Origin of the sequence: Lacrimispora sphenoides (genome assembly GCF_900105215.1) — a bacterium.
GTDB classification, from domain to species: domain Bacteria; phylum Bacillota; class Clostridia; order Lachnospirales; family Lachnospiraceae; genus Lacrimispora; species Lacrimispora sphenoides_A.
Map to the genome: position 1 here is coordinate 659342 of NZ_FOIP01000002.1, position 25635 is coordinate 684976.

Consider the following 25635-nt stretch of genomic DNA (forward strand, 5'->3'; position numbering starts at 1 on the left):
ATAGGCGTAATCCATTAGGAGATTTATCATAGTTCTGCAAAAAAAATTGGAAGTTGGGTAAAGAAGGTAAATGCGCAATATGAAATAAGGGGAGCGCAGTGGCTATCCAGTGGGTATTTTAGATGTGAAAAATTTTCTTGACAATGTTTGCGCAATAGTATACACTATTAACAGTGTTAGTTATGAATACTAATACCTGTTTGAAAGGTGGAGGTGAATAGATTGAGTAGTATAGAAGAATTGGTCGATTCATTGGGTGAGCTGATGTCCCGTGGAAAAGTCATGGATGAATTTAATCGTTCTGGAAAAGGCGAAATTTTCATTTTAAGATATCTTTATACGAAAGAATCACCTGCATCGCCATCTGAATTGAGTGAGGCGCTGAACAGCAGTACGGCCAGAATCTCTGCGGCACTCCGTACCCTCGAAAAGAAAGGGCAGATTCACCGTGAAATCGACACCACGAACAGACGCTTTATTTTGGTTACGATTACGGAAGAAGGTCGTGAACGGATTCGGGCAAACATGCAGCGAATGCAAAATCATTTGATTCAAGTATTAACTGTGATGGGTGAAAAAGACGCAAGAGAATTTGTACGTCTCTCCACGCGGTTCTTTGAGATCGCCCAGCGCACGATGCCAGATCCTTTTGAATAGAATAATCGAAACCGGGGAATAAAGATAGTGAGATAAAAATGCAGACCAAACGAGGTCTGCATTTTAGGACCACATAACTAACAGCGTTCAATGTGAACACTAATAACAAGGAGGCTTTTTCTATGATTAGAATATTTAAATATCTCAAGCCCAAAGAATGGCTGATGGCTTTATTTAGCTTGATATTTGTGATGGTCCAGGTATGGCTGGATTTAAAATCACCGGATTACATGTCAGAAATAACCATGTTAGTACAAACGCCCGGTAGTGCGATGAGTGAAATTTGGCTTGCTGGGGGTAAAATGCTTCTCTGCACACTCGGCAGTTTGGCAAGTGCTGTTATTGTTGGTTATTTTGCGGCACGGATTGCCGCCGCATTTTCTAAACGTCTGCGCAGTCTGCTTTTTAATAAAGTGGAATCCTTTTCCATGGAGGAAATCAACCGCTTTTCCACGGACAGCTTAATCACCCGTTCAACAAACGATATTACACAGATTCAGACTTTGATTACCATGGGATTAATGCTGATTATAAAAGCTCCGATTATGGCTGTATGGGCAATTACCAAAATCGCTGGAAAGGGTTTTGAATGGTCACTCGCCACAGGCGCGGCGGTTGCAATTTTGGTTGTTATGATTGGTATTATCATGATTTTTGTGATACCGAAATTTAAGAAAATGCAAGCCTTAACAGATAACATGAACCGGGTTACTCGTGAAAATCTGACAGGACTTCGTGTGGTAAGAGCTTATAATGCCGAGGATTATCAAGAAAAGAAGTTTGAAGAAGCGAATGAGGAATTAACCGGTACCCAGTTGTATACAAGCCGTGCTACGGCAATTATGATGCCGGTCATGAACATGATTATGAGTGGACTGTCCCTTTCCATCTATTGGATTGGCGCCTACTTAATTAATGCGGCGCAGATGACGGATAAACTGACGCTGTTTTCTAACATGGTCGTCTTCTCCAGCTATGCGATGCAGGTTGTTATGTCATTTTTGATGTTGGTCATGATTTTCATCATGCTTCCCCGTGCCAGTGTTTCCGCTAAGCGAATCAATGAAGTGCTGGACACCGAGCCTACAATCCTTGATGGCAGCCATACAAATGGAGTCCCTGGTTTGAAAGGTGAGGTTACGTTTCAACATGTGGGCTTCAAATATCCGGATGCGGCGGATTATGTGCTGGAGGATGTGAACTTTACGGTAAAGCAGGGGGAAACGATTGCATTTATCGGCTCCACAGGAAGTGGTAAATCAACACTGATAAACCTTGTGCCGCGCTTTTTTGATGCGACAGAAGGAGAAATCCTGATTGACGGTGTGAATATTAAGGAGTATACACAGGAGGCACTCCACAATAAAATTGGTTACGTGCCCCAGAAAGCGGTTCTATTCAAGGGGTCGGTTTCGTCCAATGTGGCATACGGAGATAATGGTGGCAATGGATTTTCTGAGCACGAAATCAAAAAAGCTGTTGCAATTGCACAGGGAACGGATTTTGTTGAGCGTATGGAGGGTGGCTATGAAGCAGACATTGCCCAGGGCGGTACCAATGTGTCCGGCGGGCAGAAACAGCGGCTTGCCATTGCCCGCGCGGTCTGTCGAAAGCCGGAAATCTATATATTTGATGATTCCTTTTCAGCATTGGATTATAAGACGGATCGGATTTTGCGTAATGTATTGAAAAAAGAAACAGCAGGTGTGACCAGTATGATTGTGGCACAGCGTATCGGCACGATTATGGATGCTGATCAGATAATCGTACTGGACGAAGGCAGAGTTGTGGGCAAAGGAAAACACAAGGATCTGCTTCAGGACTGTGAGGTATACAGGCAAATTGCCATGAGTCAGTTAAGTGAGGAGGAGCTTGTATCATGAGTGAACAAAGAACGAACAGAAAGCCGATAGCCGGAGGTCCTATGGGACAGGGGGCTGTTGAAAAGCCAAAAGATTTTAAAAGGACATGGGGAAAACTGATTGCCTATTGTAAAAATTATATGCCTGTAGTGATTCTCGCTCTTGTTATGGCGTCAATCGGAACAGTGCTGCAAATCATCGGTCCGGATAAACTGAAAGATATGACCAACGAGATCTCAAAAGGATTACCTTCGTTGATCAATGGTGTTCCGGTCGCGGGTGCAATTGATTTTGGTATAATAAAAAGCATTGCATTACTGTTGGTGGCATTATACACAGGTTCAGCGCTCCTCAACTTTATTCAAAGTTTTATGATGGCAACTGTAACACAAAAAATCAGCAAAAATATGCGTACCGGTATATCACAAAAAATCAATAAGCTGCCTTTGAAATATTTTGACCGGGTAAGCTATGGTGATATTCTCAGCAGGGTGACCAATGATGTGGATACCATCGGTCAGACCATGAACCAAAGCATCGGAAATCTGGTTACATCAGTAACCATGCTTGTGGGTACAGCAATTATGATGTTCTACAATAACTGGATTATGGCATTGACTGCTGTGGGTTCGAGTGTTTTGGGATTTATTATCATGGGTGTTATCATGTCAAAATCGCAGAAATATTTCGTTCAGCAGCAAGAAGATCTGGGTGTCGCTAATGGTCATATTGAAGAAGTTTATTCCGGCCATAATGTGGTGAAGGCTTATAACGGCGGAAAAGAGGCCAGATGTTTTTTTGAGAATGTGAACGAGAGCCTGTATAACAGCGGCTGGAAGAGCCAGTTTATGTCCGGATTGATGATGCCGCTTATGACGTTTATCGGTAACTTTGGATATGTGGCCGTCTGTGTGGTAGGTGCGGCGCTGGCTATGAACGGAACCATCAGTTTTGGCGTGATCGTTGCTTTTATGCTGTATATCCGTTTGTTTACCCAACCGCTTTCACAAATTGCTCAGGCATTCCAGAACCTGCAAAGAACCGCTGCTGCCAGTGAGCGCGTGTTTGAGTTCTTTGATGAGGAAGAGCTGTCTGACGAGAGTCAAAAAGCAAAGAAGCTCACCAATGTGAAAGGTGATGTGGAATTCCGTCATGTGAAGTTTGGATATACCCAGGAAAAAACGATTATCAATGACTTTTCAGCTCAAATTAAAGCCGGTCAGAAGATAGCCATTGTGGGACCGACCGGTGCAGGAAAAACAACAATGGTCAATCTGCTGATGCGTTTTTATGAACTGGACGGTGGAGAAATATTGCTGGATGGCATTCCAATCAGCCAGGTGCCAAGAGAGAATGTCCATGAGCAATTTTGTATGGTATTGCAGGATACATGGCTTTTTGAAGGCACCATCAAGGAAAATATTATTTATAGCAAGCCGGAGGTGACAGATGAACAGGTGATTGCTGCTTGCAAGGCAGTAGGTCTTCATCATTTTATTAGAACCTTGCCGCAAGGGTATGACACATTGTTAAATGACAGGGCAAGTCTTTCACAGGGGCAGAAACAGCTTGTTACGATTGCCAGAGCGATGATCCAAAACGCTCCCATGCTGATTCTGGACGAAGCAACAAGTTCTGTGGACACACGCACCGAAATCTTGATTCAGGAAGCTATGGATAAGCTGACGGTAGGACGCACATCCTTTGTCATCGCACACCGCCTGTCCACCATCAAAAATGCCGACCTGATTCTGGTCATGAAAGATGGGGACATTATCGAAAGTGGCAATCATAAGGAACTGTTAGAAAAGGGAGGCTTCTATGCGGAACTTTACAACAGCCAGTTTGAACCTGCTGCATAGATCTTGATCCGTTGATTTGTAATCTTTAATAGTATGAATATCTTACTTTATCATCTGATAATGTAAAAATGGAGAACGGCTTAGTAACCGTTCTCTTTTTTTTAGAAAAAGAGAGTATCCTCAGGTCATTATATAGCTGTTTTTGTGTTTTTGTAGTACCCTTTTTGCGCGTTTATCTGCCTGTCACACTTCTCCATTTTACATGCCACAATCTTCTCTGTCTAACTCCTGCTGGGAGGTGACGGGCATTTTTGTTTGAGCAGCAGCTCAATGCTGATGGCCGTTTTATTTATCATGGGATTTATATATCCCGTAATTGGATAATACATATAAATTCAAATCAAGAACAAAAAACACAATTTGAGTACAAAAAAACACAATTTGGGAACAATATAATTCCAGTAAAATCTATTTTTTAATATTCTTATCTAGAAAAAATCAAAATGGCGAAGTGTTATCCATCAGGGCCGAATTGTAAAACGGGTTGTGACCGTTTATTACGACAATGACCGGTTTCATTTTTATTCAACAATAGGAAAAATTGAATTAAGGTTAAAGGATCATGGTTTTGTAAGAGTCCATAAGTCTTATGTGGCAGCAATCTCTCATATTAGGAATTTTTCATTTAAAAAAATAACATTGGATACGGGGGAGGTGCTGCCAGTGGGGAGATACTATTACGCAGATTTGAAACGGGAAATGGAGACATATGCGCAAGCGGGAACAGTGGTGTAGTTTGGAACAAAAAGACTGCTGTTTATCAATTATTTATTACAGATTAAAAAAAAAGAAGTAAAGTAATGCTGAAAAAATGTTTATTGAAATATGAGAAATAACCAAGATCTACATACAGATAAAATGTTTATAACTATCAGGTTATTTAAAAAGACAGGATAGCTTATAACTTAAAGACTCAGATGGCTGATGATATTTGAATTTCTGCTGATCCTTACAATTTTAAATACCGGTAAAGATCGTCAAGTGGTTAGAAAAAACAAGCATAATTTAAGTTTCATCACGATATAGTGACCAAAAGTAGAGGATAAGGTATAAAAACCTTATCCAACTTTTTCATGCAATTAATTATGATTTATCGCTTCTTGAAACTGATTTAGTACATGAGAACTCAAATTAAATACATGTGCTTCCAGGAAAACTGAGTTTTTTATATGCTTATCTGGATAAGTTTGATACTACGATTTGGGTGAGCTTATAGGTTACAAAGGATTGTGTGATTCGGAACATCTTAAGAGGGGACATATGTTCATGTTATCCTACGAAATCTAGTCACTGCCCATATTGTAGAATAACTGTTGCCTATATTAGTGGGGATATAAACGAATAAAGGCAATTTCAGAACAATAGTTGCAGAAAAATTAAATGCAGGTGCTTATTAATTGGTGCTTGACTTAAAGAGGAGGATAAATCGTGATTATCGCAATTTGTGATGATAATGAAAAAGAACTGGAACAATGTAAAAAACAGTTGGAACTGTTAGCGTCAATTCATCAAGTTGATGTGGTGTTTTCCTTATATCACAAAGGTGAAGAACTGCTGTTCCGCTTACAAGGGGATCACAAAAGTTACCCAGACATTATTTATCTAGATATGAGAATGAATGGGATTCAGGGGGATGAGGTCGCCAGAAAGCTGAGAAGTCAAGGGTGTATCAGTGAAATTGTGTTTTTTACAGTTTCTAAAGATTTTTACACCACGGCATTTGATGTTAAAGCATTGCATTATGTTGTGAAAGGAGAAACAACGGTAGAAAAATTCGAAGATATTTTTATGCGAGCGGTAAAATCAGTACAAGAAAAGCAAACGGAATATATTATGTGTACAGGGGCTGGTGAATTCCGAAAGATTGAGATTAAAAAGATTCATTACTTTGAAGTCACAAAACGGATAGTGACCGTTTATTACGGTAGTGACCAGTTTAGCTTCTATTCGACCATTGGAAAAATTGAATTAAGGTTAAAGGATTATGGTTTTGTCAGAATCCATAAGTCTTACGTGGTAGCAAAATCTCATATCGGAACTATTTCTTTTAAAGAAATAGTATTAGATACGGGAGAGAGGCTGCCGGTAGGGAGATACTATTACGCAGAGTTAAAACGGGAAATGGAAGAATACGCTGAAACGAGAAACGTAGTGTAGTTTGGAGCGAATAGACTGCTGTTTATCCAAGAATCAACACAAGTTGGGAAAGATAGGTTAATGTAATGTTGAACGGAATTGTTAATCAAAATAAAGGAAATAACCAAAATACATATGCGGATGAAATATTTACAATTATCTGGTTATTAAAAAGATAGGATGGGGGGGCAGGTAATTGCAAGTAAGAGAAAAGCTTCTTATGTTGCTATGTACGCTGTTTTTAACTATCCTATGTTGTGGAGTCGGGTATGCTGATACGCATCCTGCCTGCACCGGTGGTCAGCAGCATGAATTTGAAAGCCATATATTAAAACTGAACTCAGAAGATTCAGAAGGTCTAGTTGAAAATGTGTGTACCTTGTGCGGTTATACTTATATAGAACATCTGCCGGCGACCGGTCATCATTATGGAGACTGGAAAGTGATGGAAGAAAGACCGGAATCAGGGATAAGGATTGAGCGGAGAGAGTGTCAGGGCTGCCATCGTGGTGAGGTACGGACAGTCAGAATTGAGCTTACGTCTCCGGATTCTGATCCTGCTCAGGAAGATGAGCCTGGTATCAATCGGATGGATTTTGTATTATCCGCATCGATTGGAGGAGTCTGGGGGTGTACGATAGCAGCTCTTTGGTACAATAGTTTAGTTTTTAACTGGTACAAAAGAGAAAGTGCAAAAGCACTTAAGAGGAGGTGATGACTTATTTCAGTAAGTAATATTATTGAACTGATTATTTTAGTATGCAGCATTCCGGTTGCTCTCTACATCATTATAGGCAGTAACCGAAAGGTCAAAGATCTGGATGGTTTAGGCGATGTTGTGAACGAAGAAGTCAGTGAAGGTGTAGTAGTAGCACAATGTTGATCGTGTGAAACAGAGGTGAAGATATGGTTAAAAACCGGAAGAGAATTGAATGGCTTGCCAAGCTATATGCAAGTGCGGGTTTGATAGTAGCCTTGATCGCTGTTGTTTCGTCAGCCTCCTTCGCAGGGACGAGGCGCATTGAAAGTGTGTTTGGTGTAAAAGCAAAGGGAGTAAGAGCCAGCACACTGGCAACGCCTTCAAGAGCGACGAGTGTATTGGCGGCGCCGTTATCTACAGGGCTTCCGGGCCAACTGAGTTTGCAGGAACTACTGGAACAGGAAGCAGACAATGAGAATGCAATTATTCCTACATGGTTTCAGGTTTCATTGAATGGAGTTGCTATTGTTGACAGTAATAATTGGAATATTACCTTAAAGAAAAATCAGAAAATCAAACCCAATACTGCTGTTAAACACCAATTAAAAGTGACGATATATCCACAAGCTTATGGATTGGGCGAAGGAGACAGCGTAACATGGAATCTTGGACGGATTGAAGGACTTTCCCTGGATAGTGAATTCTGGGAAGAGTTAGTTCTAACCGGCGGAGTCCATGTAGGAGATGTAATGCTTTGTTACACTGAGGACGGCAATGTCATTCTCTATACAGAGTTTAAAGAAGAAGTAAGCATGTATTCCAGTATTACAATTACATATTGGTATGATAGTGGTTTTGTTCCGGTAAGCGAACCGACCTGCATTATATTTGATTTACCGGGATATGAAGAACCGATTCCAGCGGTGCTTGTTCCTGAGGAAGAAACGACTGCGGAGGAAAGCAGTCCTCAGGAAACAACAGAGGAAGAAACAACAGCGGAGGAGAGCAGTCCGCAGGAGACAACAGAGGAAGAAACAACAGCGGAGGAGAGTAGTCCGCAGGAAACAACAGAGGAAGAAACAACTACAGAAGAGAGTAGTCCCCAGGAGACAACAGAGGAAGCAACAACAGCGGAGGAAAGTAGTCCGCAGGAGACAACAAAGGAAGAGACAACTGCAGAGGAAACAACGCCAGAGACACATAATCCGACAAAAGATTATGGCTCAGGAGGGAATTCTGGTTCAGATAGAGAAAAAACTACTTTAGCAAAAGAAACAACAAGTCCGGAAACGATTCCGGAAAGCTCAACAGAGATTGAGAAAGCGACAGATCCGCAGTCAGAAGGATCTCAGGCCCAGGAACAGCATTCACAAAATGAGCAATCAGCTGGAGATGCTGGGGGATCCGGTGAGGCAATGGATATCAATATTTCCTTTGGTGCAGAAGTAGCTGCCAGCCATGGAATGCAGTCCCGGGTACTTCCCAATGAGATACTTACATATAGAATGGTACTTCCCAATGACAGCGAGGAAGAGATTAAGGATGTGCGTATCCGGGATTACCTTCCGGAGCATACCAGTTTTGTTTCCGTGGAAGACGATGGGATATATGGAGTTGTCGACGGACAGCAGTATATAACCTGGATGCTGGAGAGTATCCTTCCGGGTGAAGAAAAGGAATTAACTTTTCAGGTAAAGGTGTTTCTTTGTACACCGCCGGATTTTTCGGTCAGGAATCAGGTTTACTGGCAGGCAGATGACAGCAGATCCGTAAACAATCAGGAAAGGCCTGAGAATCAGGTGGACTTTCCAATGATCACCGTTGGATAGAAAGGTTATTGTTCTTTTTATCATATAACTTTAATTATCAAAAAGGAGAGAATGAAAGATGAAGAAGAGACTCATAACAACATTATTAGCAGGCGTAATGGCAACAAGCATGGTGATACCAGCAATGGCAGATCCAGGAGGAGCTGTTCCTGCATCAACCGGCACTGATGTATGGGCAGGTGTTATTATCGAAGATATGGATGCAAAAGTAAAAGTAGAAGTTCCGACACTGTTTGCATTCGTAGTAAAAGGTACGACTACAGTAAGTGATAACAGTCCTGTGACCAGCGCAAACGGAGATATTTATCTTCCAAATGTAAAGGTAGACGTAACCACTCCGTCAAATAACGGGCAAGGTGCAGTTTATAACCTGCAGACAGAAGGAAATCTTACTGTTGAAGGAAAGCTGCCATTTACAAACTATTCTACCTTCAAGAATACTTCAGGAGAAAGAGAAGGTCTGGCTGTTAAGATCAATGGAAACATCAAGAATGAAGGGGATGACGCATCCAGAAAATACTGGACGCATACAACCAGCAGCAATACCGGATTGAATGATTTTAAGAAGTACAATATAAGCGTTGATGGTAACAATTTTGATACAGTGGCAAACGGCGGACTCCAGATGGCTGGAACCGGTATTAATCTGGCAGCACCTAACACAGACCCATTAGGTGATTCAAGCTACTCTAACGTAGACAGTGATGATTATGCAATTGTTGGAGAGACTCACCATGCAAAGTTTGATGTACTTGTAGGTGGAAAAAAGGGCGAGTATAAGCAGGTAGAAGAGTCTGCAAAGATTGGTAACATCGTATGGACGATCAGTGTAGAGATGCAGAATGATGTTGACACTGCACCTACCGAGGATTACCTTCAGCCTTAATTAAATTTGAGGACAGTTTATAAACGCCAGGATGATTAGTTATAATCCCCAGAGAATCTCCTTTCGGAGATTCTCCGGAGATTTGTTGCAAATAAACAGCAGGGGGCAGGACAGTTTATTTGCAAGAGATTTCCGGAAACAGCCAGAATGGAAAAGAGGAAAATAAATGAATCCTATGAAACGATGGAAAAAATATATAGTTAAACTTACCGCAGTTGGATTTGTATGTACGGCCTGCCTGCGCTTTTCTGCGTTAGCAAGCGAAGGCCCGACGTCCAATGTGTGGTTGAGTGTAACTCAGATACCATCAGAAGCAAGGATATCGGTAACCGTACCTTTGGCATATGGATTTGTTGTGCGTGGAAGTGTTGACAGCAGTGATACATATCCGGTGTCAGTCGAGAATGGAAACTTACTTGTGCCGAATGTAAAAGTACATGTCAGCGTACCTTCCGATTCCGGAGCAGGAATAACCGCTGAGTATGAATTGCAGACGTTTTCGGAACATACAATCCCAATCCTGAATTACTCAACTGATGTAAGAGAAGAGCATCTGGAAGAAGAGAATCCACCTAGAGAGGGATTGCCGGTTGAGTTAAAGCCTTTTATTGCCGGCGATGACAGTGATGAAGGTAAGACGCATTACTGGAAGGCGGTAGGATATGACCCTACATGGGATGGAGCATCGTCACAGACGAATTTTAAAGAGTATCAGATGCTGATGGATCATGTTGCATTTTCTGATCCCGGCCAGGTGACAATAAGTTATGAAGACAGCAGTACGGAGCTTAAGGATGTATTTTGGTATGCAGATAAAATTGCTTTGAACGCACCGGAAGATGTACTGACAAATGGATATACTGCGGCGGGAACGGCAAATGTACCTTCAGAAACATACGTCAATGTAGGCGTCAAAGTAGGCGGAATGCAGAGCGAATATTCGCAGGTTGAAGAGTCGTTAAAAGTCGGAGCGATTTTTTGGCAGGTGATACCGGGTGAACTTCCGGAAGTAACGCCGTAAGTTATTTGTAAATAGAAAGAAAGTAAAGGACTGGAAAGATGACAGTGCAAAAAGAAAAGAAAAAAAGTAAGTTATTATGGATCATTATTATTCTCCTGTTGCTTCTGATTGGAGTTGGATCAGGTATCTATTACCAGATGACCAGAGACAATAATTTAAGCCGTTTAACAAGAGATGCGCTGGCTTTGGGTGGTATGCTTCCGGGTAAGACAGACCAGGAAATCGTGGATATTTTAAGTACCAAGGTAGCAGAAGGTATGGTGGATATCGGAATCGCGGCCGGTCCGGTATTTGAAAATGGAGGAAAGAAAGGTCGGATTGCAATCGAAAATATAGCAGCAAACCATTATTCTTTCCAGGTAGATATCAGGCTGGATGACACTGGAGATATTATTTATCAGTCGGGACTGATAGACCCAGGATTTTATATTGAATATATCGAGTTAAATAAAACGCTTCAGGCCGGGGATTATCAGGCGACAGCACACTTTACCACATACTCTTTGGATGAGACTGAGGATAAGATCTCGGAAGCAAATGTAAAAATTGTACTTCATGTGATGGATGGTCTTTTTTATAAATGAAATTAAATAACAACAAAATTCGCAGTTGCTTCATGTTCTTAGCGGTTATCTGCCTGCTGGCCGGATCATTTTTTGTAGGCATGGGCTTACAGAAAATGTTCAGTAATCAGCAGACCCGTAAAGAATATGCCAAATCAGAACTTGAATGGAAACAGGAGCTTGCTGAAGGTGAAGATGATGCAATTGTAAGAGATTTGAGAAACCAGGAACTGGTCAAAAATATGAAATATGTTTCTTTGGAACGTCAGATTTATTTTGATCATTCTGATGAACCCGGAGAAGCCAGGATTGCAAACGACAGTAAGAATAATTTTAGCTGTACATTAAGGATTGTAAGGGATGCAACCGGAGAAGTAATTTATGAATCCGGTTTGATTGAGCCTGGATATTACATAGAAGAAATTCACTTGACCGGCGGTCTTAAACAAGGGTTTTATCCTTGCACTGCAGTTTGGAGTTTTTATACACAAGGTGAAGAATATGCAGGCGAGACAGCATGGAAAGTAGTCGTAATTATTAAATCTGCGAATAAATCGTCATGAGAAAACGGATAAGATTTGCAAGAAAGTACAGCAGTTCAGCCTGTATAAACCGAACGGCTGCAAGTTGATACGGCTGGAGCCGTGAACCTTACCCATAAATACATTGTAGTAGAACGGAGGTGGATATTATGGGCAGAAAGAGATTCCTTTTATCATGGCTGATATGTAACCTGTTGTTTCTGTTTGTCTGTTTTCCTGTCTGGGCAGATGATAATAGTCTGGGAGGAGGAACAGTACCAAAAAGAAATGGGCGGACCGATATTGTTGCAGGTGTGGTTGTTGATTATATGGGGAAATTACGTTTTCAGGTCTTGGACAGAGACAATAATAATCCGATTGAAGGGGTGTCAGTGGAAATCTTTATTCCGAGTCTGAACCGTTATGTTTTGTTTGGTTTAACGGATAGTGCCGGTATTTATGAGTTGGATGTGGCATATAACATGGCCTCTTCTGTATCGGACAGTGACCAGTTTATTAAGAACGATGAGAACTATACGTTTAATGGTACGTTAGTGTATCTAAACGATAATAATATTCAGTACCGGGTTTATAAAGCCGGATGGCTTCCTTACCCCTACAACGGGAGCTATCTATTGAAGGGGGATAAGGTTCCTGAGACGATTACCATAAAATTGTATCAGAAGAAGAACGGCGAAGATGGTGATGGTGGTGATGACAAAGATACAGTACTTGATAAAACTGTTCCGGGGGGAAACCTTCCCGGAGGCCCACCTTTAGATAAGCTCCCTTCTGATATTCCGGATAATACGCCTCCATTGGGCTACGTGGGAGGAATTCCCAAAACCGGAGTGGAAGGAGCTCTTATTTATTGGGCATATGGCTTAATATTCTTTCTGCTTGCAGGGGGAGCAATCTGGAAATTGTCAAAGTTGGATAATGAGAGCAAAAAAACGAAAAGGAGAGATTAGAATGACACAATTCAAAAGATTTACAGCGTTCCTTTTGTGCTTCCTTATGATCTTTCCCACTCAGGAACTTATGATTCTGGCAGAAACCACATCAATGGATTATGCACGGATCGAGGAAATGCCATCTTCAGATATAACTGAAGATGGAGCAGACCGCGTGGAGGAAACTCAGCCGTCAGAAACAGTTGAAGAAGGAACAGACCGAGTGGAGGAAACTCAGCCGTCGGAAACAGTTGAAGATGGAGCAGACCGTGTGGAGGAAACTCAGCCGTCAGAAACAATGGAAGATGGAACAGACCGCATTGAGGAAACTCTGCCTTTAGAACCAATGGAAGATGGAACAGACCGTATAGAAGAAACATTGCCATTAGAACCAATTGAGGGTGGAGGCGGCCGTATTAAGGAAACATTGCCGTTAGAACCTTTGGAGGACGATGGTTATGCAATTTATTGGAATCCGGGTGGTCAGCTGCCTGCAGAACTGGCAACCGCATCGAATGCAGCAGCAACCGTGTCCAATGCAACTCCATCCAGGGCAAAAATGGGAAAAGATTCTGCCAATGGGTTGAGTCCTGCAAAGCCTGTAAAAACTCTTAAAAAGGCAATTGAGCGCGCAAAAGATCTGATGGAGAAAGAAGGACTGGATCCATCGGACATTACTATTTATGCAATGAATCCGATGGAGGTGGCAGACGGAGAACTGTATGTATTAAATGCAGGGAATATCCGCATAGCATCCTGGCCGGAACGTCCTTATGAAAGTGACGCGTTGTTTTATGTGAATGGCGGACAATTAACATTGACGAATGTTCTGCTTGAGGCAGAAGATCCGGATCATGATCCTGATGAGACAGAGTTGGTTTATGTACGGGGCGGTGTCCTTCAAATGGGACAGAATGTCAATATTAATGGCTGTGTTGTAATGGATTACTGCAGTGAGCAGGAAGATATAGAGTGGAAAGAAGATACGGCATCTCCTTCCAATGCTGCGGATACAGATAATACGGCAGCAGCAGAAAACGAACGAATTGAGAAAACACTTACGCTGCAACCGCTGGCTTCAACCGCCAGTCAAGCAAAGGCGGCAGGAGAAGCGGCCTTTGATATTGATAATTATGTTTTGGACACCGATGAAGATAATGTTGAACTGATAGTAGATAAGATGTCCGCCAGTACATGGAGAGATCCGATTATCGAGTTGATGGAAGGATTTGACGGTGGCAGCGGCGAATATCTTCTGGAATTACGGGATGATGGCAAGGCAGAATCACGTGAACTGGTGACAACCCTTTATGCGGATGATGCAACTGATGAAGAGTTTTTAGGCTATTTTACTCTGGCAGAATCTGATAAATGGAACCTGGAGGTCGAGACTGAGGCAGCTGCTCAGTTAAGAGATACGGGTTCAGAAAATAAAATCATGTCCCGGTCCTTTGCCTTTGAGGCAGATACTTTGACCAGCAAGACTCTGATTGCAAGCCGTTCTTTGGGTGAAGCAAAGGTTATTTACTGGAATCCGGGAGCTGCTATGACCATTGATGGGGAGATTTATCCGGCAGGCGATGATGTTTTATATGATGGATCAAACCCACGTGCTCCGCTTAAAACCTGGAGTGCAGCAGCCGAGGAGGCTAAGAAGTCCAATGGAATGGTTGTAGCCATGCGATCCCTGAATTTGGGGGATGATAACGCCGGTGAATATCTGGAGCAGCTTTCGGACGGAGAGTTTTACCTGGCTTCTGCCGAAGCTTCATTGATAACTCCTCTTGGCACATGGAATTCTACTTCACAGCCGGCAATCATCGTACCGGAAAACAAGACCTTGATTGTAGAAAATCTTTACCTTGGCGGAATGTATGATAATAGCGGCAATGAGACCGAAGCTCAGACGATCCTGGTAAATGAGGGAGACCTTATTATCGAAAAGAATGTCAGGACAGAAGAAAAGGGATATATTCAGATAAATGCTTTTCTTGATTTAGCGAATCATCCGGTACAGGTATGCAGTGTGGATTCTATCCATGATGGTGATTTAAGAATATTCTTTGGCGGTATTAATAAGAACGTAGCTTACCGGTATGTAGATGTTGTGATACCTGGCGGAGATTTGGCATCATCAATTACCGATGATGCAGACCCGATTGCAAAAGCAGATTCCGTAGGCCAGGCGCTGCTTGGCCGGATAAAGCTGCACAGTACCAACCGGTCTGTGGCAAATGGCGGTCTTTCAAGTATTGACTGGTCACTGCGGCAGGATACGGCCGAGGATGACAGTATTGTAAATGCTCAGAATATTGAACTTTATGCAATTTATTACTTCGATGGAATTTATATTGACGGTGTGGATGGCGATGACAGAAATTACGGTGCATCCTGCGACTATCCGGTGAAAACCTGGGCCAGAGCAAGAGCGATCTGGCAGGATGAAATGACCAAGAGTCTGCAGGCCAGACAGGATGCAGCCGGTATGACATTAGATAAAATTGAAGCCGACTATCCGATGCCGGAGGTAATTTATATCTGTAATACTGTGACCGTAGACTCTGCCAGTGAACCGGAATGGGAGCTGGAATCCCGTTATGACTACGCAAGAGGTACTGATGTTAAGACAGAAGTTGTATCTCATATTGATAAAATTGCAAGTCAGGGAGAGGGAAGCGCCAATGTGCCGCGTCACGAAGCTCCAAAGACTTTGATCAAAGTAACTGGAAGCGGTGTTTTAAGCATACGTGACGTTTTTATCCGTAATATGGTGGATGATACTGACAGTGTTACGATTAAGGTAGAGGCAGGCGGAACCCTGAACTTAAGGGGAGAGACTACCCTGAACGGAACCCGCCTTAAGAGTACCGGTTTTGATCAGAAAGCTCTCACCCTGGGTAACCACGTAACGGTTACCGGAGGCAGCCGCTTTGTGATGGAAGCGGGCTGGACTGGTTCGATTGAGAACCGGGAGCAGGGTGTGGTTGCTGCCGGAAGCGGTACCACAGTTGAGATGAACAATGGTTTTATTCAGAAGAACAACTCTTACCGTGCAGATTATTATACTGCCGGAATAACCACTCATAAGGCCGGAGGCGGTGTGGTTTTAAGCGATGGCGCCAGGTTTACTATGAACGGCGGTACCATTACCGGAAACCAGACCTATCAATATGGCGCCGGTGTTTATCTTGTGGATGCAGGGACCTCCTTTATTATGAATAAGGGAAAGATCACAGGTAACAGCATACTGACTTATCAAATTTCAGGCACAAATAGCACCGTACTGTTTTCAAAAGGGGTCGGTATATTTGCGGATACAGGTACAATCGTAAACATCGGTGATGGGAACGGGGAACAGGAAGATACGGTAATCAGTAACAATAAATCATATTTTGCTTATGGTACCGGTATTTATACGAATGGCAGCCTGAATATTGATCATGCGGCCATATCTGATAATGAAGCTGGCGGAGTATACAAAAGTTATACGAATGTTAATTTAGGAGTCGGAATTTATATAGGGGCTGATGGTAAGCTTGCGATGAATGCCGGGTTAGTGAATGGGAACCATGGTGCATTTACCACATATGGCTACGTAAGAGGTGTAGGTATCTATATTGACGCCGGTACAAACAGTCATACAATCACCGGAAGTACAATAACTACGAATCAAACGGGATATGAGTACTATACTGACTCTGATATTTACAATTATAACCAGGGCGGCGGTATATATCTTGCCGGCGGCAATACCCTTACGATAACAGATACAACGGTTTCTAATAACAGAGCCGGACGCGGCGGAGGAATCTATGCATACGGAAGCTCCGGAAAGGATATTGCTTTAACCTTAAAAGAAACCATTATAGAGGGAAATGAAGCGAGATCATCTCGTGCCAGCAGTTATGGAGATACCGGAGGTATTTACTTCTATGGATATGGGACTCTTACTCTGGAAGATGGAACTAAGATTATTAATAACTCTGCAACAGTGAGTACCGGCGGACTTTACATAGGTGGTGCTTCTGCTGCTTCTTCCCACACTTATATGATGGCAACCACTCCGGGAGCAATTGAAATCAGCGGCAATAAAATCACCAATACGGGAAGCTACGGTACTTATGGCGGCGGTGTCACTCACAGCGGCGGCAGCTGGCATGCTGAGAATGTACGGATCAGTAACAATGAGGCGGTTACACAGGGCGGAGGAATCTATTCCACCAGCTCAACCTCTTACTCTTATTTCAGGAACATGATGATCTCTGACAATCGGGCAGGGGATGGCGCTGCACTGGCAATTAGCAGCGGACGTTATTATATGAAGGACTCTTCCATTACAGACAATACTGCGACCAATAGGGGCGGCGGTATTTACACGTCAAGTACCAGTGCTTATGTGTATCTGTCTGAAACGGAAGATGGAAAATTTGAAATAAAGGATAACCATGCGGACTATGGCGGCGGGATTGCTATTACAACTGGTTACTCATTTATGATGGATATTGCCGGCCCGATCCAGAACAGTGCGGCTGTACAGGGAAGCAACTTCTATTTAAGCGGTTATGCATACATTGATATTTTCAAAGGTTATTTTAAGCAGCCAGTTCCATCAAAACAGGTGGAGGGCGTATACAATATCTATATTGATGATACATCAACCAGTACCTACAGTAAGAATTTTGATTTCAGTAAGGTGACCGCTGATAGGAAAGATGGAGCCAATCCCGATGTTATCTTTTTAAATTCAGGAAGCTCTTTCCTGACAGTACTTGCAGCGCCGCTAGATGATAATACGGCTTATGGTGCCTTTCCGATTGATTTAAACAGTGAGGTGTTTCAATCCGGCAGTGTAGTACTGAAACCATTGGGAAATGCTGCGACCCGGGCAATGATGGAACCAAATGCTGATCTATCTGCTGCGACTCAGGTAAATAGGCAATATCCCGCATTGTTGAGTGCAATGGGCAACTTAGATCATTTTCGCGGTGGTGAGCTGCCAAGAAGAAGCGAACTTGGCGGATTTAGAGATGCAGTTAACACCACCAGAACGAATGTCATTATTGTCGGCCAGGGTGTGTATTTGGCCGGATATAAAAGTGATGGAACCGGCGGAAATGACAGCAATGGGGGTACCTCTCCGGCTGATGCGGTTGCAACGTTTGATAGAGCAAAAGAGGTTTTACAAAATAGGATAAACGAGACTGCTATTCATGACAGTAACCTTCCGGAGGAAGAAAGGGAAGGCTTTGCACCATTTATCTACATTTGCGGTCAGGTGGATATTAATGCCAATGAATCCTGGGAACTTAATTATGAGGATCCGCTGTATACCGATGTAAATGAATATTATGCGATTGCGGAAGAACGTAATGGAACCCAGGTATATGAGCCGCAGGTACGCCGGTTTGCTTCTTTTGTGCGGCAGCCGATGATTAAAGTAGGTAATGGCAGCAATACAGTGTCATTTACTACAGGAAGGCTGATTATTGATGGCATGGCGGATACAGTCGTTCTTGCTGATCAGAGTTCATACAGCCCGGTGATCTATGGCTCTGCAGGCACTTTAGTGACTCTGACCGGAGATTCGATGATCAGGAATAATTACTTCAGTGCACTGGACATTTATGGAGAAGTAACACTTAGCGGCGAAATTGGTGAAGTGAATAAGCAGCTATATAATAACCAGTCACAGTATACGGTCAGGTTGTATGGTTCAGCCAAAATGTCGATGCTGGGAGAGGCAAAGATAATCACAGATAATACAGTTGAAAAGGTTGCCAGCTTTTCCGGCTATGCTATATGGATGGGAGGAACGAATGTCTCCGTATCTATGGAAGGTAACAGTGCTATCATGCAGGGACCGGGTTCCACACTGCTGAATAGCTATCTGATTTATTCCACTTATGCCAATACCACCATTCAAATGAAGGAGAACGCAAGATTAGAAGTCGGTAACGCCGTGAGCGGTGTTGTCTATATTTCCGGTAGTGATTCAACAATTAATATGTCAGCAGATGCCAGCATTGCAACGCTGGAGGGTGCATATTGGCAATATGGCATTTATGGGTGTGCCAATTTTTCTCTTACGATGTCAGACCGGGCTAACATTACTTATGGAGGGTATCGCAACACCACGACCTATGGTATCTATCTGGCCCCCACGAGTACGACAACGGCATCGGTAAAGATGCAGGATCATGCAGCGATCATACTTGATAGTACAGCCACAGGAACATCCTATTGGTTTTATGGAATCTCTGTGAACAACGGAATATCGCCGAAGATTGAATTGTTAAACAATTCAAGAATTACTGGTAATCCGAATGTTATGAGTCTTACCTGTGGGATTATTACAAGCAGTTCTAATGCAAAAGATGTAATGATTTTACTGAATATGGAAGCTGACGGATCCGAAGAAGAATCAGTTTCGATTACGGATATGAGCCATGGCATTTACCTTGGGGCGGCAGAAAACAGCACTGTTTCAATGGGAAAGAAGGCTATGATTACTGGTGGAACAGACGGAATATATTTGACTGGACGCAGCAGCACCACATCAACAGCTAATATTCTGATGAAAGATTACAGCAGGATTTATAAAACCACCTATGGTATTTACTTTTATCAGGTTAATAGCAGTCCAATTAACATTCAGATGGAAGACCATGCAGCGATTGAACAGAATAATATGGGGATCGCCGAAGCGACAGTGACTGGAAGTACTTCCTATGGGGCATCACAGGTGAACGTAGAAATGTTTGGTGACTCCAGAATATCCGGTAACTCCAGTTCAGGAATTCAATTGGTCCATACTCAGAACAACTGGTCAGAAAGCACTGGGTACCAAAAAATCACTTTAAATGACAATGCAATGATCGGCGGCAGTGATTATTACAGCAACACTGATGCTGATTCCGGAAATCAGGGAGCCGGAATATATGCCAACGGTCCGATTCAGGTGACAATGAACGGAACTGCAAAAATATCCGGAAATGGCACCAGTGTTAATAATGGCAGCACAGCAAGTTCGGGGATTTACCTGACACGTTCAACAACTGCCTCCTATCATCGGGCCGGAACAGCTAGAATTACCTTAAATGGTTCTGCTTCTATTTGTGATAACAAAGGCGGCGGTGTTTATGCAGCAACGATCGGCGACTCCACAACAAGCTATCACAATGAAGTCATTATTGAATTAAATGGAATTAAGGATGATGGAAGCTTTTCTACACCGTCTATTCAGGGAAATACAGATGCGGTCTACTTAGGGGATGACGCAACCTTGCGGCTTAAGGGGGAAGCACTGGTGAAGATCAGTGACAGTCCTTATGCATCAAGCTCTTATGTGGCCCGGGTAATTGATAATTATGGATACATTGAGTTGGATGGAAGAAGCACGGTTAAGGGTCTGATTTATATGAACAACAGTACCAAACCAATTACAATGACCCATGCTGCGACCGGCCAGGCGCCAAAGTATGATTTGCATCTGGTTGAAGGTTTTGCCGGTAAGACAGTGGTTCAGCCGGATATGGTTGGTATTACAGATCTTACGGGTGCGGGAAGCCAGCTGGCATATTTCCATAAGGCCGGTGCTGATGGAATGGCAGCCATGCGGCCGATCGTCGAGCTGTCACCAAACCTTGTGCTGCTGGGAGAAAATAATGTTTATCTGTCAGGCAGCGGAAATGATGCCAACTCTGGCAACACTCCATCTACAGCGGTCAAAACCTTTAAACGTGCCAGAGAACTGCTGCAGGGCGGCGGTTATTACACGACCGGAGCGAATATTATTATCTGTACTTCAACCGTTAATGTACTGGCAGAGGATGAAGACTGGTCATTTGAGCCCGGCGGATTCGTAACGAATTCTTTGAGTGGGCAAAGATGGCAGCCGCTGGTAACCCGTTATGAAGGGTATGGCGGTATACTGATTACGTTGTACGATAGTACCAGTACGGTTTATGCATCTACCGTTACGTTTAAAAATATCACAATAGACGGCGGCTCAGCCAATGGTATTGTATTGACAACAGCCGTGAATGATCAATTGCTGATGGTTGGCAGAGGAAGGACTGCTGTCCTTGGAGAAGGCGCAGTATTGCAGAACAACAAGGCAGTAACGACCACCTATAGCAATACCTCCGCATTAGGGGTGAAGGTTTATGGCGGTACTCTTGAGATAAGCGGCGGAACTATTCGGAATATAGTAAGACAAACAAGCCTTAGTTTCAGTAGTTACTACTTTGCCTCTGCGGTAATGGTTCAGGGGGTCAGTACTGCTTATCCGGGTAATTTAATAATGAAATCGGGGCAGATAATAAATAATGAACTAAATGCTCCAAATGCACAAGGTACCAGTGCCCGTATCGGAACGATTTATATACACAGCACTACTTCCGCTCCCAGTGGTATGGAGATGAGGGGCGGTCTGATCGAGAATAACAAGGTTGTTTCAAGAGATACAAATCCTGGGGCAGCAGGTGCGATCGTAAATTATGACGGTGCTGTGACAATCAGCGGCGGAATTATCCGTGGAAATGAAGGTGGATGCGGCAGTGCAATTTTCCATCAGGGTATTAACAGTTCTTCCCAGATGATTTTCTCCGGCGGGCAGATCAGCGGAAATACGACAAATGCATCTGGACAGCAGTCTATCAATAAATACTCGCCAATTTTTGTTATGCAGAGGGGCTTTGAACTGTATGGCGGTGGAGCGGATATCAGAGACAGTATTTATTTATACCAAACCTTAAGTGCCATTAAAGTAAGTGATCATATTTATCAGACCGGACGTTCCTACCATGTATACTTAAATCAGGGAACCAGCTACTTTAGAAAAGGCAGTGTAGTCGTAGAGCCAGATGGTAATAAGGTAACAAACGTTGGTTCCTATCTCCCATATTTTGATGTACGGTCGAATCCGTATGTACTGGATCGGGGAAGAACTAGTAACCTTGCCGGAAATGTAAGCGGGGTAAAAGAAGAACAATGTTTAATTCTGATGAAGGCAATTTATCTTGATTCGGTAAACGGGAAAGATACGAACACCGGATTAAAGCCGAGCCAGGCCGTAAAAAGCTTTACCAAAGCCAAGAGTGTGGGAGTATTAACGACTCACGGTACCACTGAACATTATGTGATTTATGTATGCGGTAAGGCAATTAATACAAGCAGTGAAAATGTGTGGACATTACCGGAAACTGCTTATATGTGCCGTTATACCGGATTTGCTGTTTATGAAAGCGATGGTACTGAGACACCGGAGCTTGAGCGGGCATATTACGGTTGTCTGATTCAGCCGGACTATAACCTGACATTGAAAGATATCACGATTCAGGGACGCAGAAGTATAGACAGTACGGTAAGCAATGGTGACAGTCTGGTGAATATTCCTACCGGGATCAGTGTAACAGTAGAAAGCGGTGCAGTCTTCTCGAATAACAACAACAGCGGCAACTATATTGCCGAAGATGGATTTGTGGATAACCTGGATTCAAAAGGCGGTGCTTTTCAGGTAGCCGAACGCGGAATCCTGACAATCAATGGCGGCGAGATAAAAGGTAATAATGCAACTTATGGAAGTGCAATTTATCTCCATGCAAATGAAATCAATCCATCGTCCTTCGGACAACTGTATCTGTCTGGTTCACCGGTAATATCCGGTAAAGTATATTTAAATGGTACAGCTGATACAACATCGGCGTATATACAGCCGGAGGCTTCCTATGTGCCTTCAACCGCATTACAGATTTCTGTCAGCAATGACTACAATGGCCGTCCATTGATTCGATATAAGGACGGTACCGTGCCGGGTGAGACACAACTGAAATATTATTCATTTGATGATGCTATCAATGCATTGTATGATATTGTAAACAACAGTTCCAATGCTTCCATTCTGGAATTGAGTCTGAGAAGAGTAATTTATTTAGATGGCCAAAGTGGGTCAGATGATCCAAGTCATGATGGTACAACTCCGGAAAAGGCGTTTAAAACATTAAAACGTACCTTTGAGGCAATTGGAAACCAGGCAGGTACCAATGGTGTCCTGATTTATATTGTAGATACTTTGGACATTACTGATGGAACCAGTGAACCATCCGATATTCAACTGATGAATATTAAGGTTTACAATAGCAACGGATCCTCCCACTATGAAGGATACTATAAGGATCCGGGTGAGACTGTTAATATCCGGGGCCAGGTATATTTCAAGCGATATTCTCAGCCAAAAGGGTATGATGCTGCTGATCCTGTTTATGATGGATACAGCAATGAAACATTACTTGACAGTCTGTTCTATATCGGCAATGGCGGTAAACTGACTTTAAGCGGTATTTATCTGGATGGCCATTCAATCAGCAGTGATAGCATTAATCCAACCTTAGTTGCACCGGCCGTAGTGGCTCAGTCCCCACTGATTACCGTAAAAGGAAGCGGTGTGCTGAGATGTTACCGCGCGGAGGGCGTGAGCAATGGTGTTCCTACCGCAACGTTATTTATTAATAATTTCAATACTAAAAATAAAAATGGACCGGAATATATCGTCGGCCACTTAAATGATTCTGATATTATGGAAGGCAGCAGCGCTGGTATTGAGCTGCTGGATGATGGAACCTGCATTCTTGAGTATACTGAATTCTCCAACCTTGCATTAGGCGATCAAGTGGTTTCCGGAGGTACGGATGTATACAGCAATGGATACCTGCATTTCAGCCGTTATACGAACTTTGGCGGAAGTGTATTCCTGGAGGGATTCGGAACCAAAGAGGCAAACCATGATACCAGCCGTTATCTGACCGTAGATGTATATGGTACTCCAATACAAAATAATTTTCATGTTATGGTGAGAGATTCGTATATGGGCAGAGATATGGTTCATTACCAGGTTGGAATCAACGCAACAGTCAATGATGCCGGTTATTTCCTGCTGGAAGAGCGGGTAAAAGATTTCTTCTGTCTGTCAAACCGCAGCGGATATCCGCATATCCTGGAGCTGCAGGTGCCGGTCGCCGTCTATATTGACGGTACAAACGGTATCGATGACCAGGGAGACCGGTATGCCGGTTCGACTCCGAAGTTTCCTGTAAAAACGTTGGCAAGAGCTTTTGAGTTATTAAAAACCCGGGGAGGAAATACGATTTATGTAGTCGGCTCCATTCAGGTAAACAGTGATATCCAGGTGACGGGACAGTCTTATATCGGCACAGGTGGTACTGTTATGCTTGGAAGTACCAATAAGATTAACATTGTCCGATATATACAGCCGGATTTTGCAGTTCAGGATCCGGTGGCCGGAGCAGCGGCGGAATATGATGTGGAGGACTATACCGGTGTATTGCTGAATGTCAAGGATGGTGCAACCGCCCAGTTCAGTGCGAACGTATACTTTGACGGACACAGTGAACCAAAGACCAGTATCGATCTTCCGATCGGTGCGGTCGTAAGCCGGAATGGTGAAGCAAAGGCACCGTTAATAACCGTTGAAAAAGGCGGAGCTTTGAGCCTTCTGTTGAATGTAACCCTTTATAATAATAACAATACCTATGATCTGGAAACTGACCTTAATGGCCAGAATGGCGGTGCCATCTTTAACAGCGGCACGACGACGGTTGACGGTACTTTGTTTGAGAATAACAAGGCTGCAAAAGGGTCTGTGGCATATCAGGACGGAACCTTTACGATTGTTAGTGCTCCGGAAAAACTGGCTGGTCATCAGAATACATTCTACCTGACCTCTGTGAATACCGGAACAGCAGCAAATCCGGTCTGGGGAACTGACCACGTGATTCAGACGGCGGTGGAAATACCGAAGAATCAGATCTTTGATATCGATATGGATCATGCGGTAAAAGGCAGAGATGTGGTACAGTTTACCAGCAGTTCGGCTTATAATCCCAATGCAGATGCGGAGCATGAGCATTTCCGCTTGGGAAGTACGGTACCGGAGAACTTATTCCTGGTAGAAGCTGAAAGCAACCCGGATGTTCTCGAATTACAGGATTGGGAAGTTTTAAAAGTTGAAGTACCGGCTGATATTTACCTAGTCGTTCGTCGGAGAGGTTCTTATGACAGTACGAACAAATTAATGAGTGTTAATGATTCTTCTGCAGGTATGGATCTATTTACTGCACCGGAATATACGATTAAAAACAAGGGTATCTATGATGCGAAAGTATCGATTAGCGAATTTGAGAATAAGACGATAGAGGCAGGTATTACAACTGACCCGGCTTATTTGATGAATCTGACCGCCAGTGCGGCGGTAACAACAGCTGAGAATGATTTATACCTTGCTGTAAAAGGCCTGGATGATGCCATCGGCGGTACGGGATTTGATATCTCAGAGACCTCGTTACAGCACTATGCAGAATCAACAGTTACCGCAGCACCGATTGTGCTTGGAACATTGAAAACGCAGACGTCTGGTAACTTTACCTTTGTCGGAGCCGTAGGTAATGGGTTTGTGGATAAGTTTATGGATGCCTCTTTCCCGATTGAAGGATCTACCAAGACCGAAGTACAAAAATACATGGACGGAACTTCTGACACCGGTGTAATCAATGCCAGAGCAAAATATCTGTTAAAATATAAAGTAGAGATTGTCCCGTCCAGAAGGACTCCTTAACACAGTCGAAAGAG

At 43.2% G+C, this 25635-nt stretch carries 13 protein-coding genes; all 13 read left to right on the plus strand.

Annotated features, from left to right (window positions below; translation table 11 throughout):
* The first annotated feature begins 222 nt into the window (after positions 1-222).
* Positions 223-657, plus strand: a complete 435-nt coding sequence (locus BMW45_RS19875; protein ID WP_330390831.1) for a MarR family winged helix-turn-helix transcriptional regulator — start codon at positions 223-225, stop codon at positions 655-657.
* A gap of 122 nt (positions 658-779) precedes the next feature.
* Positions 780-2540: an ABC transporter ATP-binding protein gene (locus BMW45_RS19880; RefSeq protein WP_092248063.1), complete on the plus strand. Its 1761-nt coding sequence runs from the start codon at positions 780-782 to the stop codon at positions 2538-2540.
* Positions 2537-4381, plus strand: coding sequence for an ABC transporter ATP-binding protein (locus BMW45_RS19885; protein WP_092248065.1), 1845 nt, complete (start codon positions 2537-2539; stop codon positions 4379-4381). Before BMW45_RS19880 ends, BMW45_RS19885 begins: the two co-directional genes overlap by 4 nt.
* Before the next feature lie 486 nt (positions 4382-4867).
* A complete protein-coding gene (locus BMW45_RS29170; RefSeq protein WP_166433430.1) occupies positions 4868-5116 on the plus strand; it encodes a LytTR family transcriptional regulator DNA-binding domain-containing protein in 249 nt (82 codons plus the stop codon).
* Between the two features lie 693 nt (positions 5117-5809).
* Positions 5810-6538: a LytR/AlgR family response regulator transcription factor gene (locus BMW45_RS19895; RefSeq protein WP_025232330.1), complete on the plus strand. Its 729-nt coding sequence runs from the start codon at positions 5810-5812 to the stop codon at positions 6536-6538.
* Positions 6539-6713: 175 nt separating this feature from the next.
* The gene (locus tag BMW45_RS19900; protein ID WP_092248071.1) at positions 6714-7232 is read left to right on the plus strand and encodes a hypothetical protein; all 519 of its coding nucleotides are present in this window, start codon (positions 6714-6716) and stop codon (positions 7230-7232) included.
* A 191-nt stretch (positions 7233-7423) separates the two neighbouring features.
* Positions 7424-9046 (plus strand): DUF11 domain-containing protein, encoded by a 1623-nt coding sequence (locus BMW45_RS19905; RefSeq protein ID WP_092248074.1) that lies wholly within the window; start codon positions 7424-7426, stop codon positions 9044-9046.
* 58 nt (positions 9047-9104) lie between these two features.
* Positions 9105-9932 (plus strand): hypothetical protein, encoded by an 828-nt coding sequence (locus tag BMW45_RS19910; protein ID WP_092248077.1) that lies wholly within the window; start codon positions 9105-9107, stop codon positions 9930-9932.
* A 175-nt stretch (positions 9933-10107) separates the two neighbouring features.
* Entirely contained in the window at positions 10108-10953 is an 846-nt protein-coding gene (locus BMW45_RS19915; RefSeq protein ID WP_143057068.1) for a hypothetical protein, read from the plus strand.
* A gap of 38 nt (positions 10954-10991) precedes the next feature.
* Positions 10992-11537 (plus strand): hypothetical protein, encoded by a 546-nt coding sequence (locus BMW45_RS19920; protein ID WP_143057069.1) that lies wholly within the window; start codon positions 10992-10994, stop codon positions 11535-11537.
* The gene (locus BMW45_RS19925; RefSeq protein ID WP_092248083.1) at positions 11534-12079 is read left to right on the plus strand and encodes a hypothetical protein; all 546 of its coding nucleotides are present in this window, start codon (positions 11534-11536) and stop codon (positions 12077-12079) included. The genes BMW45_RS19920 and BMW45_RS19925 overlap by 4 nt, the downstream gene beginning before the upstream one ends.
* Positions 12080-12207: 128 nt before the next feature.
* A complete protein-coding gene (locus BMW45_RS19930; RefSeq protein WP_092248086.1) occupies positions 12208-13008 on the plus strand; it encodes a hypothetical protein in 801 nt (266 codons plus the stop codon).
* A 1-nt stretch (position 13009) separates the two neighbouring features.
* Positions 13010-25621 (plus strand): hypothetical protein, encoded by a 12612-nt coding sequence (locus BMW45_RS19935; RefSeq protein WP_092248089.1) that lies wholly within the window; start codon positions 13010-13012, stop codon positions 25619-25621.
* Positions 25622-25635 lie beyond the last annotated feature (14 nt).

Bases quoted from the DNA above. Each gene is read 5' to 3' on its own strand.
- BMW45_RS19880 (WP_092248063.1), top strand. From the start codon at position 780: ATGATTAGAATATTTAAATATCTCAAGCCCAAAGAATGGCTGATGGCT.
- BMW45_RS19885 (WP_092248065.1), top strand. From the start codon at position 2,537: ATGAGTGAACAAAGAACGAACAGAAAGCCGATAGCCGGAGGTCCTATG.
- BMW45_RS19905 (WP_092248074.1), top strand. From the start codon at position 7,424: ATGGTTAAAAACCGGAAGAGAATTGAATGGCTTGCCAAGCTATATGCA.
- BMW45_RS19910 (WP_092248077.1), top strand. From the start codon at position 9,105: ATGAAGAAGAGACTCATAACAACATTATTAGCAGGCGTAATGGCAACA.
- BMW45_RS19915 (WP_143057068.1), top strand. From the start codon at position 10,108: ATGAAACGATGGAAAAAATATATAGTTAAACTTACCGCAGTTGGATTT.
- BMW45_RS19920 (WP_143057069.1), top strand. From the start codon at position 10,992: ATGACAGTGCAAAAAGAAAAGAAAAAAAGTAAGTTATTATGGATCATT.
- BMW45_RS19925 (WP_092248083.1), top strand. From the start codon at position 11,534: ATGAAATTAAATAACAACAAAATTCGCAGTTGCTTCATGTTCTTAGCG.
- BMW45_RS19930 (WP_092248086.1), top strand. From the start codon at position 12,208: ATGGGCAGAAAGAGATTCCTTTTATCATGGCTGATATGTAACCTGTTG.
- BMW45_RS19935 (WP_092248089.1), top strand. From the start codon at position 13,010: ATGACACAATTCAAAAGATTTACAGCGTTCCTTTTGTGCTTCCTTATG.